The following is a 13,662-nucleotide window of genomic DNA, read 5'->3' on the forward strand; positions in this document are numbered from 1 at the left end:
CCTTCCAGGGCCTCCCGCCCGTGGATGTAGCGGTACCACCAGAGGAGGTGGCCGAGAAGGGTGGGCGCCCGGGGAAGCTCCTTGAGGGGCCCTTGGAAATAGAGGCGGAAAAGGGTCGCCCGCATGCTAGCCCTCGAGGGCCACTTCCTCCAAAAGTAGCCTGTCCCTTAGGGGAAGGCCCTCCTGGGCCTCGAGGGGCTTTTCCGGGTGGAGGAAGTAGACCTGGCCGTACCCCCGGCTGATATGCCCCCCCAGGCCGTCCATCTCCAGTAGCTCCAGGGCCCTCAGCAGGTACTTTCCGAAGTACTCCTCGTCCAGGTCTTCCAGGACGCGGTAGGCCATCTCCACGCCGAAGCGGGCCCCCGCGGGTACCCTCTCCGTGGTGCGGGGGTTAGCATACCCGCCCAGGCGGGGGATGAAGACCTCCTGCTTGATCTCGGTGTAGAGGCCGCTCCGGGCCGTGGTGCGCTCCAGCTCCCGCTTGGAGTCCTCCAGAAGGTAGGCGTCCCGCACCAGGAGCCGGGTGGGGCCCCGTTCCCGGGCCACCCTCAAGGAGGCCTCGTCGTTCCCCGGGGCGAGGCCGAAGATGCGGGCCACGGGGTCCTTGGGGTCGGGGGAGGCGTAGACGTGGTTGTCCTTGGCCTTCAGGATGTAGTCCCCCCCCAGGGACCACTCCAGGAGGTAGCGGAGCTTCCCCTTGAGGCTGGAGCCCGGGATGTAGGGCTCGTCGGTGAGGGGGTTGCGGATCACCGGGTTATCCAGGTCCCCGATGGCCATCTGGTCGCGGCTCATGCCGATCCTGAGGCCCGTCTTAGCCAGGAGCACCGAGCGGATGCGGATCACCTTCTTGAGCTTCATCCCCGTCCTCCTACTTCCCCGAGGCGTAGAAATAGGCCAGCACCGCCTCCACGTACTTCATCATGGCCTCAAAGTCCTTGGGGCTCCGCTTGCCCGCCTCCAGGGCCTCCTCCATGAACTCCACGAACTCCTTGGCTTCCTTTAAGGGGCCCTTGGGTCGGGTGTTGTAGAAGAGCTTGGCCTTGAGGAGCTCCAGCTGGGGCACGAGGCGGGCGAAGGCCAAGGCCTCGTCCCCCTTGCGGTCCCTTTCAAAGCGGCTCTCCAGGGCCCGGAGCTCCGTGAAGTAATTGCGGAACTGGCTGGAGCTGAGCTTGCCCTTGGCGAGTCCCTCGGCCACCTCCCGCGCCCGCTCAAAAACCTTGGGGTCTAGAACCCCCCGCTCCTTGTCCTTGAAAAACTCCAACGCCGGCATTCACGCCTCCCTTTCCAAATAGAGTCCCCACTGGACCCAGACCGGCAGGTGGAGCCAGACGGGGTCCATATGGTCCAAAAGCCTTAGGTACCGCTTCCACGCTCCCTCGTCCCGCTCCCTGACCCGCCTCAGGGCGTAGGCCAGGAGGGGCTTGTAGCGCATCCTCTCCCCCTCGTCCATGTTCTGCCCCCACAACCGCCGCCATAGGGCCAGCCACCGGTAGGCCTGGGCCTGGGAGACCCTCCCCTCCCGAAGGTCGCGGGAAAGGTCTTCGGCCCGGGCCCTAAGCCCGGGAAGCTCCCGCCAGGGCACCGCCTGGCCGAAGAGGAAGAGCCTTCCCCGCCCCGCCTCCTTGGCGGCCTTCTCCGCCCGGGTGAGGAGGCGGGAAAGCTCGGGGATGGGCAGGCTGGGCCCCGCCAGGACAAACCCCCCGGAGAGGGTCAGGGCCTCGTGCTGGGTGAAGAGACCGTAGAGCCGTTCCAGGTCCAGGGCGAAGTCCAAGAGGACGTTCCAAGGGCCTAGGAGGAAGAGGTCGTCCCCCCCGGAGTAGACGCTGTAGATGAGGGGGTAGCCCTCCCCTTTCCGCCTGGCCTCGAGGGCATCCCACCCCAGGCGCTGGGCGTAGAGGCCCGGGTTTTGGATGAGGGTGAGGACCTCGGTGGCGAAGAAGACCTCCAGGGTGCGGGAGAGGGCAGCGATGCGGCTTGGGCTGGCTAGGTCCCGCCCCTCCCTGCGGAACCCGGTGGCGAAGGCCTCCCCCATCCGGTCGGCGTCCAGCATGAGGGCCCCCAGGTAGGGGGCGCCTTGGGAAAGGGCCGCCAGCTCCCCAAAGGTGAGGACCCGGTCCTCCCCTCCTTCCTCCTCCTCCAAAAGCCCCTCCTCCCGGGCCCAGGCGGTGTATTCCTCCAGGGACATCCCCTTGACCCTTAGGGCGTGGGCCACCCGGGGGAGGTGGCCCAGGAGGGGCTTCACCTCGGAGGGGGTGGGCCGGGGAGAGAAGTCCAGGTCCGCCCGGAAGGCGTGGAGGGCCCCAGGCCCCTCCTCCAGGGCCACCTTTAGGCCGGGAAAGGCGAAGAAGGGCCTTGGGGCCTCCCTGGAATGGAACCCCACCCGGTCCCGCTTGGGGAGAAGCCCCCCCACCTCCTTTTCCCGCTGGCAGTCCCCGCAGAGGCTTCCGGGCTCGTCCCGGAGGGCGGGCCGGAGGCCGCAGGCGGCGCAGGGCCTTAGGGCCTTTCTCACCGCCTCCTGGGTGCTTTGGAGCACGGTGAAGGGCCTAAGCTTGGCCCGGGCCAGCTCCCCGTGAACCCGCCCGAGGAGGGCACCGAAATCCGCGAAGTCCGCGCCCCGGAAGGCGAGGTGGGCCAGGTGGGGCACCAGGCTTCCTCCCCGTTCCAAGGCCCACCGCTCCCAGGCCTCCTGGGCCTCCGCCAGGGCCCTCGAGGCCTCTTGGGTGTTGGGCAGAAGGAGGTAGAACTTGCCCCCCGCCCCCATGATGCGGTTCAGGGGGGTCAGGCCGAGCCGCCGGAGGATCCCCAAGGCCATGGTCTCGGCCGCCAGGCTCACCTCCAGGCTCCTGGCCCTGAGCCGCTTGGCGATCCCCCCCACCCCCGTCTCCGCCCCGGAGATGCGGTAGATGTGCCCCTGGATGCCCCCCAGGTCCCCCACCACCAGCAAAAACTTCTCCCCATCCCGCCGCAGGTCCTCCACGGAGGGGTTCCCCCCGTGGTAGAGCCAGAGGGCGTGGGCGATGGCGGCGGTGAGGCGCAGGTGGTCGTAGAGGCTCACGTCCGGTTCGGACTGGGTGTCGGCGGGGACCAGGGAGAGGACCTCCTGGAAGGCCAGGGCCAAGTTGGCGAGGAGAGCCTCCTTGCCCAGGGAGAGGTGGGCCATGGCCCGCAAGCGCTCCTCCAGCCTCTCCACAAGCCGCCTGTAGGTGTCCTTGCTCACCTGGGGGGAGGCGGACGGGTAGAGGGCCCCAGGGGCGAGGCCCACCCGGCCCTCGTCCACCGGAAGGTACCCCCCTCCCCTTCCCTCCTTCCCCTGGAGGCGGAGCTGGCTGAAGGGGGGCCTCAGGGGGACCTCCGGAGGGCTTCCCCCTTCCCCACCCTCCTCCCGCTCCTTGGAGGCGTAGGTGTCCGCCAAGGCCACGCACCAGGCCTCGGGGGTCTGGGGCTGGTACTGGGGCCGGTCCCGCCAGCCCTCGTGGTGGCGGCTTGCGGTCTGGGCGAGGCCCTCGAGGTCCAAGCCCGCTCCTTGGAACAAGGCGGCGTGCCTGCGCACGAAGTCGGCGGTGTAGGCGGTGTGGGTGCGGTCCGGCATCCCCTCGTCCCACTCCCCCCAACGGGCCCGGGAGTAGAGCTTGCCCACGTCGTGAAGGAGACCCGCCAGGGCTAGGTCCAGCCCATCCCGGTTCATGCCGTCCAGAGTATACCCATCCTTCCGCCCCCCATGTGACATTTGCACATGCCGCAGTATACATGGGCCATGACCCTGCACCTCACCCACCAAGGGGCCACCCTGCGGCTTAGGGCGGGCCGCCTCCTCCTGGAAAAGGACGGAACCACCCTAGGGGACTTCCCCGTCCGCCAGGTGCGCCAGGTGGCCCTTTGGGGCCACGTGCGCCTCTCCACCCCCGCCCTCACCTTCCTCCTGCGCCAGGGGGTCCCCGTCCTCTACCTCTCCCAGGAGGGCCTCCTCTATGGCGTGGCCGGGCCCTCCGCCGACCCCGACCCCACCCACCTCCGGGCCCAGCTTAGCGCCCCTTCCCTTCCCCTGGCCCGGGCCTTCGTAACGGGGAAACTCCGCTCCGCCCACGCCCTCCTCTCCCGCTATGGGCTTGCCCAGGCGGTGGCGGTGAAGGAAGCCCTGGCCCAGGTGGAAAGGGCCCGGACCCTGGAAGCCCTGCGGGGGACAGAGGGCCTGGGAAGCCGGGCCTACTTCGCCGGGCTGACGGAGCTTTTGGGCCCCCACGGCTTCTCCGGCCGAACCCGGAGGCCCCCCAAGGACCCCGTGAACGCCGCCCTCTCCTATGGCTACACCCTCCTGTTGGGGCGCGTTTTGGTAGCGGTGCGCCTGGCTGGGCTCCATCCGGAGGTGGGCTTCCTCCACGCCGAGGGGCGGAGGAACCCCGCCCTGGCCCTGGACCTCATGGAGGAGTTCCGCGTGCCCGTGGTGGACCAGGTGGTCCTCGCCGCCTTCCGCCGGGACCAGCTCACCCCCGCCCACGCCGAGCCCCGGCAGGGGGGCGTGTACCTGAACGAGGAGGGCAAGAAGCGCCTCATCGCCCTAGTGGAGGCCCGGCTCGCCGAGGAGGCCACCCACCCTCTGGGCTTCCGCAAGACCTACGGGGAGCTCATAGAGCTCCAGGCCCACCGCCTGAAGGCGGCCCTCCTGGGGCGGAGGCCGTACACCCCCTTCTACCTCTGGCGGTAGCGGGGCCTTTACTACACTTATCAGCAAAATTGCGATGCAAACGGCCTTCTTCGCGCTTTGAAAAACGAAGACCCTTTGGCAGGCCGCTTTTTCACCTACTTTTTGACCCCGTCTAAGGTTGCTATGTGTGCTATACTTTTCCTAACCCGGACCTCCGGGTGGGGACCTTGAAAGCCAGTTCTTCCCTTGGGGATGGGCAATATGCGTTTTCATCTTCTCATCGGCCCTTTCTCCTGTGTGATTTCATGGGCACAAACCCCCAAAAACCCCCGTTATTCGCCTTATGCATATTCCAAACTTCATCTTTCTCATAAACCCCCCCTCCGGCGGCCCCGTCCAGGACGGGATTCTTAGAGGGGTAGAGTTGCAGAACCTTTAGCCCCGTAAGGGGATTGCAACCAAGATCCAGGTTCAGTTGCTCAAGGCCTTCTTGCATGAAGGTTGCAGAACCTTTAGCCCCGTAAGGGGATTGCAACTCATAGATGCGGTAAACTACCGCGTCGTCTTCCTTATCGGTTGCAGAACCTTTAGCCCCGTAAGGGGATTGCAACTTTTGTATTCGTCCAAGGCCTCCATGGCCCACCACGGGTTGCAGAACCTTTAGCCCCGTAAGGGGATTGCAACTTGGCGAGTAGACCGAAGTCCCTATCCTGCAGGGCCTTTTGTTGCAGAACCTTTAGCCCCGTAAGGGGATTGCAACCCAGTTTTTTCAGGACCTCGGAGTCGTTGCGGAGCATGTAGTGTTGCAGAACCTTTAGCCCCGTAAGGGGATTGCAACTGTTTTACTTCGCCAACGATACCCTGCGGTTTTGGGTGGGTTGCAGAACCTTTAGCCCCGTAAGGGGATTGCAACAGGTCACGGTTACCCGGTTGAAGGGGATCTCCACCCCAGTTGCAGAACCTTTAGCCCCGTAAGGGGATTGCAACTCCCATCCCACTTCCACGCTACCTTTGACGAGGGGGTCTCCTGTTGCAGAACCTTTAGCCCCGTAAGGGGATTGCAACTGATTGCGGTGGGCGACCCCAGGCAACAGATCTACGCGTTGCAGAACCTTTAGCCCCGTAAGGGGATTGCAACCCACCACCGGCCTTTGGCCGGCGGGGAGGACGCCCCCCGTGTTGCAGAACCTTTAGCCCCGTAAGGGGATTGCAACCCATTCTTCCTTGAGGAGGAGAGGGTGGATCACACCTCGTTGCAGAACCTTTAGCCCCGTAAGGGGATTGCAACAGGACGTGCGGGCGGAGCTCCTCATGGAGGGCCAAGGGTTGCAGAACCTTTAGCCCCGTAAGGGGATTGCAACCCTTCCCGCAACTCCACCCACTCCTTGGCGGACTCGTGTTGCAGAACCTTTAGCCCCGTAAGGGGATTGCGACATCACTATCTGGGCCAGGATGTGGGAGACGTTGGGGAGAGTTGCAGAACCTTTAGCCCCGTAAGGGGATTGCGACTCGAAGTGGTCCCCCCGGCCCTTGCTCACCGTCACCAGTTGCAGAACCTTTAGCCCCGTAAGGGGATTGCAACCTGAGGTCAAGCGGGGCCAGAGGAGATTCGGGGCCAGATGTTGCAGAACCTTTAGCCCCGTAAGGGGATAGATACACGCGAACACTGACGCTTGCATCCCAGGAGTCAGGGCCTTGGGGTAAAATGCCCCTATGCCCAAGCGGCTCTACGCGGTGGCCTACGACGTGGCCGACGACACCCGGAGGGTTAAGCTGGCGAACCTCCTGAAGAGCTATGGGGAAAGGGTCCAGCTTTCCGTGTTTGAGTGCTACCTGGACGAGGAGCTCCTTCAGGACCTGAAGGCCCGGGCTCGGCGGGTGCTGGACCTGGGCCAAGACGCCCTCCGCCTCTACCCGGTGCGTGGGGAGGTGGAGGTGCTGGGCGGGGGGCCTCTTGGGGCCCAAGACCCCTCCTTCGTGGTGGTCTAGAATGGACCCATGCGGGTCCTCATCCTCACCGTGGGGTTTACAAAGGAGCCCCTCGAGGTCTCCATCGCCGAGCACGCCCCCGAGGGCGTGGTCTTCCTGGCCAGCCAGCAGAGCCAGACCACCGTGGCCGAGGTGCTGAAGACCTGGGAAGGGAGCTTCCGCCACCACACCCTCCTTCTGGAGGATGCGGAAAGCCTCATGGAGGCTTACCAGGCTGCCACCAGGGCCCTTAAAAAGGCCCTGGAGTGGGAGGCCACCGCCCTCATCGCCGACCTCACCGGGGCCACCAAGCCCATGGCGGCGGGGCTTGTCCTGGCCCTCACGGGGAGGGGGGTTACCTTCAGCTACGTGGGCGGGGAAAAGCGGGACCCCACCACGGGCCGGGTCCTTTCGGGAGCGGAGCGGCTTAGGCTCCTGGAGGACCCTACCGCCCGGCTGGGCCTAAGGGAGTGGCAGGCCTTCACCCGGGCCTGGAACGCCCTCAACCTGGGGGTGGCCCTGGGGGAGCTGGAGGCTCTCCTAGGGAAGGAGCTTTCCCCCTCGGAAAGGCGCTTTTACGAGGCCATGAAGGGCGTGGTGGAGGGGCTTTTGGAGTGGGACCGCTTCCGCCACCGGGAGGCCTGGGAAAGGCTCTCGCCAAGCCTGCCCGTGGCCCTGGCGGTGGCGGAGGCCTGGGGGCACGGGGCCAAGGCGCGGGTGCTGAAAGGGCTGGAGGAGGCCCTTCCCACCCTGAAGGCCTTAGCGGGATCGGGGGGCAGGCCCACCTTTCCCCTCCTCCAGGACCTCCTGGCCAACGCGGAGCGCCGGGCGGAGGTGGGCCGCTACGACGACGCCCTGGCCCGCCTCTACCGGGCCATAGAGCTGGCCGTGGAGGCGGACGTCCAGGAGCGCCTGGGCTTCCTCCTCAAGGACCCCAGGACCTGGCCCCAGGGCTTCCCCGAGACCTTGAGGGAGCGCATCCTGAAGCCCAGGGGCCTCATGGACCTCCTGGAGGCGGCCTTTGAACTGGACCTGGCCTTTGGGGCCGCGGGGACCCTGGCCCAGAGGCTCTTTGGCCAGAAGAACCGCCTGCAAGCCCTCCTGCAGAAGCGGCATGAGAGCATCCTGGCCCACGGCACCAGGCCCGTGGAAAAAGGGGAGTACGAGGCCTTGAGGGACTTCCTCCAGGGCATGGACGAGCGGCTTAGGCCCCTGCCCCCCTGGCCCAAGTTCTAGGCCTGGGGATAGACGGGGGGCATGGAACAACCAAGCCTGGTCCTCCCCAGGGCAAGGTGGGAGGCGAGCGCCGTGCGCCCCAAAAAGGCGGATTAATGCCCTTTCTTCCTGGTTCCTTCGCTCTGCCGGCTTAGAAGGGCCCCTTGGGAACCTTCCATGCTGGCTTGGGCCAGCACGGGGCGGCCCTAAAGAGCGGGGAAGGCAGAGGTCTCGTAGCCCAGCTCGGCCACGGCGAACCAGCGGAACTGCTCCTGGCGGAAGGCCCAGTAGGCGGTGTAGATCCTCCGGTAGTTGGGGTCCCGGGCTGCTTGCTCCTCATAGAGGGCCCGGGCCTCCTCAAAGGCCCTCCTCATGATCTCCGCAGGCCACTTCCTAAGGCGCACCCCCGCCCGGAGGAGGCGCCGCAAGGCGGGAGGATTTTGCGCATCGTACTTGGCCATCATGGTGAGGTTCACTTCAGCGGCAGCTACCTGGAAAGCTTCCTGGAACTCTTTGGGTAGGCGGGCCCATTCCCGTTGGTTCACTAAGAAGGAGAGCTGGGCGCTGGGCTCCCAGAAGGAGGGGTAGTAGTAGTAGCGGGCCACCCTGTGGAAGCCTAGCTTCTCGTCGTCGTAGGGTCCGGAGAACTCGGTGGCGTCGATGGTACCCCGCTCCAGCGCCGGGTAGATATCCCCCGCCGCCAGGGTCTGCGGCACCACCCCAAGCCGCCCCATCACCGCCCCCCCAAGGCCAGGGATGCGCATGCGCAGGCCTCTGAGGTCGGATAGGGTCTGGATCTCCCGGCGGAACCAGCCCCCCATCTGGGCCCCGGTGTTCCCCCCGGGGAACTGGAGGACCCCGAAATCCGCATAGACCTCCCGCAGGAGTTCCAAACCGCCGCCATAGCGCATCCAGGCGTTGTGCTGGCGGTAGGTCATGCCGAAGGGCACACCCCCGTCAAAGGCGATGGCGGGGTTTTTACCTATGTAGAAGGGGCCATAGGTGTGTCCCGCCTCCACGGTCCCTGCCTGAACGGCGTCCAGCACCTGCCCCCCGGGGACGATCTCCCCTGCCTGGAAGGCGCGGATCTAAAACCGGCCCCTTGTGAGCTCGGCGACCCTCTGGGCCAGGTCCTCAGCCCCCCCGTAGAGGGTGTCCAGGCTCCTCGGGTAGCTGGAGACCAGGCGCCAGCGGACCGAGGGCGCGGCCTGGGCATGGGCCCCATAAAAGAGGCTCAACCCCAGGCCCACTCCCGCCTTCTTCAGAAAGACCCGCCTTTGCATATACCCTCCTTATGGGCTTTATATGCTACCACCCCGTGCGGCCACCTGAACCCAAATGGCTATGCCCCTTCTCCCTCCCGGAGAAGCCTGCCCACCTGGGCGAGGAGGGCCTGGCCCTCAAAGGGCTTTCCCAAAAAGGCTTGGGCTCCAGCCTCGAGGGCCTCCTCCTGGCTCTTTGTGGAGACGCTAGCGGAAAGGGCCAGGACCGGGGTGGCCCCGCGGGCCCGCACCTGGCGGATGACCTCGAGGCCCGAAACCCCCGGCATCACCAGGTCGCAGACCACCAGGTCGTAGGCCTCCCCTAGCCTTTCCAGGGCCGCCTGGCCCGAGGGGACCCAGTCCACCTGGTGACCGGCCTTTTCCAGCATGCGCCGGACCGTGTGGGCCACCAGGGGCTCGTCCTCAACCAGGAGAATCCGGGCCATACAGGGGTAGGATAACCCGGAAGAGGCTTCCCTGGCCCTCTTCGCTCTCCACCTCTATCCGCCCCCCGTGGGCCTCCACGATGTGCTTGGAGATGAAAAGGCCCAGGCCCGTGCCGGAGACCCCCCGGGCCCGGGCGTTCCCGGCGCGGGCAAAGCGCCCAAAGAGCTTGGGAAGCTCCTCCTTGGGGATGCCGGGGCCAGTGTCCACCACCTCCAGGACCACGCTTTTCCCATTAGCAAAGGCCCTAAGCCGCACCTCCCCACCCGGCGGGGTGAACTTGAAGGCGTTGGCGAGGAGGTTTCCCACCACCTGGACCACGCGGTCGGGGTCGGCCTCCAGGAGGGGAAGCTCCGCCACCTCCACCCTGAAGTCCACCCCGGAAAGCCGGGCCACCCCCCCAAAGCTTTTGGCCAGGTCCAGGAGGAGGGGCCCTAGGCTCGTCGGACGCTTGGACACCTCAAAGCGGCCCGCCTCGAGGCGGCTCGTATCCAGGAGGTTGTCCACCATGGTCTTGAGGCGGAAGGCGCTCTCTAGGATGAGGTCCACGGACTCCTGGGCAGAAGGAGAAAGGCCCTCCTCCTTGAGGAGTTCCGCCAGGCCCATGATGACGGCTAGGGGGGTCCTGAGCTCGTGGCTCACGGCGGCGATGAACTCCCCCTTCACCCTTTCCGCCTCCAGGTGGGGCCTCAGGTCCCTCAGGGTGACCACCACCCCCCTCACCCGGGGGTCTTGGAGCAAGTTCCGGCCCCAGGCGCTCACGGGAATGGGGGTCCCGCCAGCGTGGAGGACCCTGAACTCCGCCACCCGCACCTCCCCCGGCCGGGCCAGAAGCTCCCGGAAAAGGGCCTCCGCCTGGGGCCGGTCCTCGGGGTAGACGAAGTCCAGGGCCCGGATGAGGGCCTTTTTGTATCCCTCGGGGTCGTAGCCCAGGATGGGGCGCACGCTCTGGGAGACAAAGCGGACCAGCCCCTCCTGGTCCAGGACGTAGACCACGTCCTGGGCGTGCTCCAAAAGGGCCTTGAGCCTGGCCTCCTCCGCCTCCAGAAGGGCCAGGAAACGGGCCTTCTCCAGGACCAGGGCCAGGAGGGTGCCCACCTGGCGGAACCTGGCGAGAAGCCTATCGGAAAAGCGCCGCTCACTGCGAAAGCCCAAAAGGAGTGCCCCCCGGAAGCTTCCTGCCCGGAAGGGGACCACCAGGGCGCTCCTTAGGCCCAGGGCCCCGGCCAGGGCGCAGTCCCCAGGACCCAAGCCCTCCACGGCCAAGGGGGCCTCCTGGGCCAGGGCCCGCTCCAGGAGGTTGGGGCGGGGAAGGTTTTCGGGTAGGGCGCAGGTGGCGAAGAGGACCTCCTCCCGCCCCCCCTCCTCGGAGACGAGAAGCCCCTCATCGGCGGCGAAGAGGCCCCTTAGGCGAAGGGTGATGGCCTCACCCAGGGCCCCCAGGTCCCTCTGCCTCAGGGCCTCCCGGGCCAGGTCCACCAAGGTCTGGGTGAAGGTCACCTGCTCCCTCAGGGCCCGCTCCATCCGGGAACGCTCGCTGATGTCGTGGAGGACCAAAAGCTGGGCCTCCCCCACCCTCCGCCCCCGGACGCTGTAGGCGCTCCCGCCCAGGGAGAGCTCCAGCCGCCCCCCCTCGAGGGCCGGCGCTAGGGCTGCGGGCAGGTCCTCCAAGGCCACCTCTAGCCCCAGGCCGAGGATTTCCCGGGCCCGGCCGTTGGCGAAGCCCCGCTCGTCGAAGAGGACCACCACCCCGTCGGGTAGCTCCTCCAGCACCTCGGAAAGCCGCTCCCTCTCCGCGGCCAAGGCCAGGGAAAGCTGGGTCTTCTCGCGGAAGAGCTCTGCGTTGCGAAAGGCCACCCCGGCCGCCCCCGCAAGGAGCTCCACGTAGCGCAGGTCCTCCTCGGCGATGGGCGGCCCCCCGGGACCGTGGTCCAAGGCCAGCACCCCCAAAACCCTCTCCCCACCCCCCTCGGCCAGGACGGGCACATAGGCCACGTTGGGTCCAGCCTCCCGGGCCACCTCCTCGGGCAGGACCTCCTGGGGAACGAGGAGGCTTCGCCGCTCCCGGGCGGTCCGGGCCATGGGGTCGGGGGAAGAGGCCAGGCTTAGGCGGATGCGGCTCCGCCCCTCGGTCCAGTAGACCTGCCCCCCCTTGACGGTGAGGTGCCCCTCCAAGAACTCCCCCCGCACCAGGGCTACGGTAGCCCGATAGAAACCGAAGCGCTCCACCAGGGCCCGGGCCAGGGTTTCCAGAACAGCCCCGGGTTCCAGGGCTTTCGCCACCTCCCGGGTCAGGGCCATCACGTGGGAAAGGGCATCGGCGTGCCGGGAAAGCCGGGCCAGGGCCTGGTTCCTTTCGGCGAGAAGCTCCCCGTTTTTCAGGGCTAGGGCCGTGAGCTGGGCCAAAAGGGGGAGGAGGGGAACCAGGTTCTGCGGGACCCCCTCGAGGCTCAGCACCCCCTTGGCGGCGAACCGGTGGCAGGAGGGGCAGACCAAGGTCCGGGTGGCCCGGGTGGCCCGGGGCCTTTCCGTGCAACGCCCCTCGGGGTCCGCCCAACAAAAATCCCCCTCCCCCACCACGGGCAGGAGCCACGCCTCCTGACGCTTCAGGGGGCTCTCGCTGAAGAAGGCCTCCTGCACCGGGCCCCCCTGGTAGAGGGGTAGGGCGATGGCGGAGACCGTGTAGTGCCGCCCGCGCCCCGAGGCCACCTCGCCCACCAGCTCCCGGGTCCTGGGGTGATAGAGGAAGAGGGCTGCCCGTTCCACGCCCTCCTCCGTGGCCACCTCCAGAAGGTTTCTGAGAATCTGGGTGGGCTCGAGGTCCCTGAGAAGCGCCCGCTGAAACCGGGCCAGGACCTCCATCTGCCCCACAAGGCGCATCCTGCCCCAATGGTAGCATGGGGACCGGGGTTGCCAGGGGCGAGGGAATATCTTAGACTTGGTCAAAGGGAAGGGCCCCCTGGCCCGCCAGGAGGTGCGGGATGCCCATAGACTTCAGCCTCACGGAGGAGCAGAAGCAGCTCCAGGCCCTGGCCCGGCGGTTCGCCAAGGAGGTCATCCTGCCCGTGGCCCGGGAGTACGACGAGAAGGAGGAGGTCCCCTGGGCCATCATAGAGAAGCTCCACGAAGTGGGCCTCCTCAACGCCATCATCCCCGAGGCGTACGGGGGGATGGGCCTCGGGATGCTGGAGGAGGTCCTCGTGGGGGAGGAGCTGGCCTACGCCTGCATGGGGATCTACACCATCCCCATGGCCAGCGACCTGGGCATCACCCCCGTGCTCCTCGCCGGGACCCACCAGCAGAAGGAGCGCTTCCTAAGGCCCCTCACGGAGAAGCCCGCCCTGGCGGCCTTCGCCCTCTCCGAGCCCGGAAACGGCTCGGATGCCGCCGCCCTCAAGACCAGGGCCATCCGCCGGGGGGACCACTATGTGCTGAACGGCACCAAGATGTGGATCTCTAACGGGGCCGAGGCGGAGTGGATGGTGGTCTTCGCTACCCTAGACCCCGAGCTCCGCCACAAGGGGGTCGTGGCCCTGGTGGTGGAAAGGGACACCCCGGGCCTCAAGGCGGTCAAGATCCACGGTAAGATGGGGCAAAGGGCCAGCGGCACCTACGAGCTGGTCTTTGAGGACGTGAGGGTGCCCCTGGAAAACCGCCTGGGCGAAGAGGGGGAGGGGTTCAAGATCGCCATGCAGACTCTCAACAAGACCCGCATCCCCGTGGCCGCGGGCAGCGTGGGGGTGGCCCGGAGGGCCCTGGACGAGGCCCGGAAGTACGCCAAGGAGCGCGAGGCCTTCGGAAGGCCCATCGCCGAGTTCCAGGCCATCCAGTTCAAGCTGGCGGACATGCTGATGGGGATAGAGACCGCCCGCACCTACACCTACTACGCTGCCTGGCTGGCGGACCGGGGCCTGCCCCACGCCCACGCCAGCGCCATCGCCAAGGCCTACGCCTCGGAGGTGGCCTTTGAGGCGGCCAACCAGGCCATCCAGATCCACGGGGGCTATGGGTACGTGCGGGAGTTCCCCGTGGAAAAGCTCCTAAGGGACGTGAAGCTCAACCAGATCTACGAGGGGACCAACGAGATCCAAAGGCTCATCATCGCCAGGCACGTGCTCGCGGACTAGGGAG

At 66.9% G+C, this 13,662-nt stretch carries 9 protein-coding genes, 1 pseudogene and 1 CRISPR repeat array; of the genes and pseudogenes, 4 read left to right on the forward strand and 6 right to left on the reverse strand.

Annotated elements, in window-relative coordinates:
• Positions 1-126: 126 nt before the first annotated feature.
• The 3 genes from csm3 to cas10 are packed head-to-tail and all read right to left on the reverse strand — an operon-like array spanning position 127 to position 3,685.
• The gene (gene csm3 / locus ATI37_RS02195; protein WP_117236917.1) at positions 127-858 is read right to left on the reverse strand and encodes a type III-A CRISPR-associated RAMP protein Csm3; all 732 of its coding nucleotides are present in this window, start codon (positions 856-858) and stop codon (positions 127-129) included.
• A 10-nt stretch (positions 859-868) separates the two neighbouring features.
• Positions 869-1,270, reverse strand: coding sequence for a type III-A CRISPR-associated protein Csm2 (gene csm2 / locus ATI37_RS02200; RefSeq protein WP_117236918.1), 402 nt, complete (start codon positions 1,268-1,270; stop codon positions 869-871).
• On the reverse strand, positions 1,271-3,685 hold the full coding sequence (gene cas10 / locus ATI37_RS02205; RefSeq protein ID WP_117236919.1) for a type III-A CRISPR-associated protein Cas10/Csm1: 2,415 nt from the start codon (positions 3,683-3,685) through the stop codon (positions 1,271-1,273).
• A 69-nt stretch (positions 3,686-3,754) separates the two neighbouring features.
• On the opposite strand from cas10, the gene cas1 reads away from it, so the two are divergent.
• The 3 genes from cas1 (at position 3,755) to ATI37_RS02220 (ending at position 7,846) form a co-directional block, all read left to right on the forward strand.
• Entirely contained in the window at positions 3,755-4,702 is a 948-nt protein-coding gene (gene cas1 / locus ATI37_RS02210; RefSeq protein ID WP_117236920.1) for a CRISPR-associated endonuclease Cas1, read from the forward strand.
• A 363-nt stretch (positions 4,703-5,065) separates the two neighbouring features.
• Positions 5,066-6,299: direct repeats of the CRISPR family, unit length 36 nt; unit sequence GTTGCAGAACCTTTAGCCCCGTAAGGGGATTGCAAC.
• Between the two features lie 56 nt (positions 6,300-6,355).
• Entirely contained in the window at positions 6,356-6,631 is a 276-nt protein-coding gene (cas2, locus tag ATI37_RS02215; protein WP_117236921.1) for a CRISPR-associated endonuclease Cas2, read from the forward strand.
• Between the two features lie 9 nt (positions 6,632-6,640).
• Positions 6,641-7,846 carry a TIGR02710 family CRISPR-associated CARF protein gene (locus tag ATI37_RS02220; protein WP_117236922.1) on the forward strand — a complete coding sequence of 402 codons (1,206 nt, stop codon included), beginning with the start codon at positions 6,641-6,643 and terminating at the stop codon, positions 7,844-7,846.
• Between the two features lie 185 nt (positions 7,847-8,031).
• Here ATI37_RS02220 and ATI37_RS02225 read toward each other — a convergent pair.
• The 3 genes and pseudogenes from ATI37_RS02225 to ATI37_RS02235 all read right to left on the reverse strand — a co-directional run bounded on the left by ATI37_RS02225 (position 8,032) and on the right by ATI37_RS02235 (position 12,411).
• Positions 8,032-9,108, reverse strand: a pseudogene (locus tag ATI37_RS02225) (TRAP transporter substrate-binding protein).
• Positions 9,109-9,167: 59 nt separating this feature from the next.
• The gene (locus ATI37_RS02230) at positions 9,168-9,533 is read right to left on the reverse strand and encodes a response regulator transcription factor (RefSeq protein WP_117236923.1); all 366 of its coding nucleotides are present in this window, start codon (positions 9,531-9,533) and stop codon (positions 9,168-9,170) included.
• Positions 9,511-12,411, reverse strand: a complete 2,901-nt coding sequence (locus ATI37_RS02235) for an ATP-binding protein (protein WP_117236924.1) — start codon at positions 12,409-12,411, stop codon at positions 9,511-9,513. Before ATI37_RS02235 ends, ATI37_RS02230 begins: the two co-directional genes overlap by 23 nt.
• A gap of 101 nt (positions 12,412-12,512) precedes the next feature.
• Here ATI37_RS02235 and ATI37_RS02240 point away from each other — a divergent pair, with 101 nt between their 5' ends.
• A complete protein-coding gene (locus ATI37_RS02240; RefSeq protein WP_117236925.1) occupies positions 12,513-13,658 on the forward strand; it encodes an acyl-CoA dehydrogenase family protein in 1,146 nt (381 codons plus the stop codon).
• The last annotated feature ends 4 nt before the right edge of the window (positions 13,659-13,662 follow it).

This window comes from Thermus sediminis (genome assembly GCF_003426945.1).
GTDB classification, from domain to species: Bacteria; Deinococcota; Deinococci; order Deinococcales; family Thermaceae; genus Thermus; species Thermus sediminis.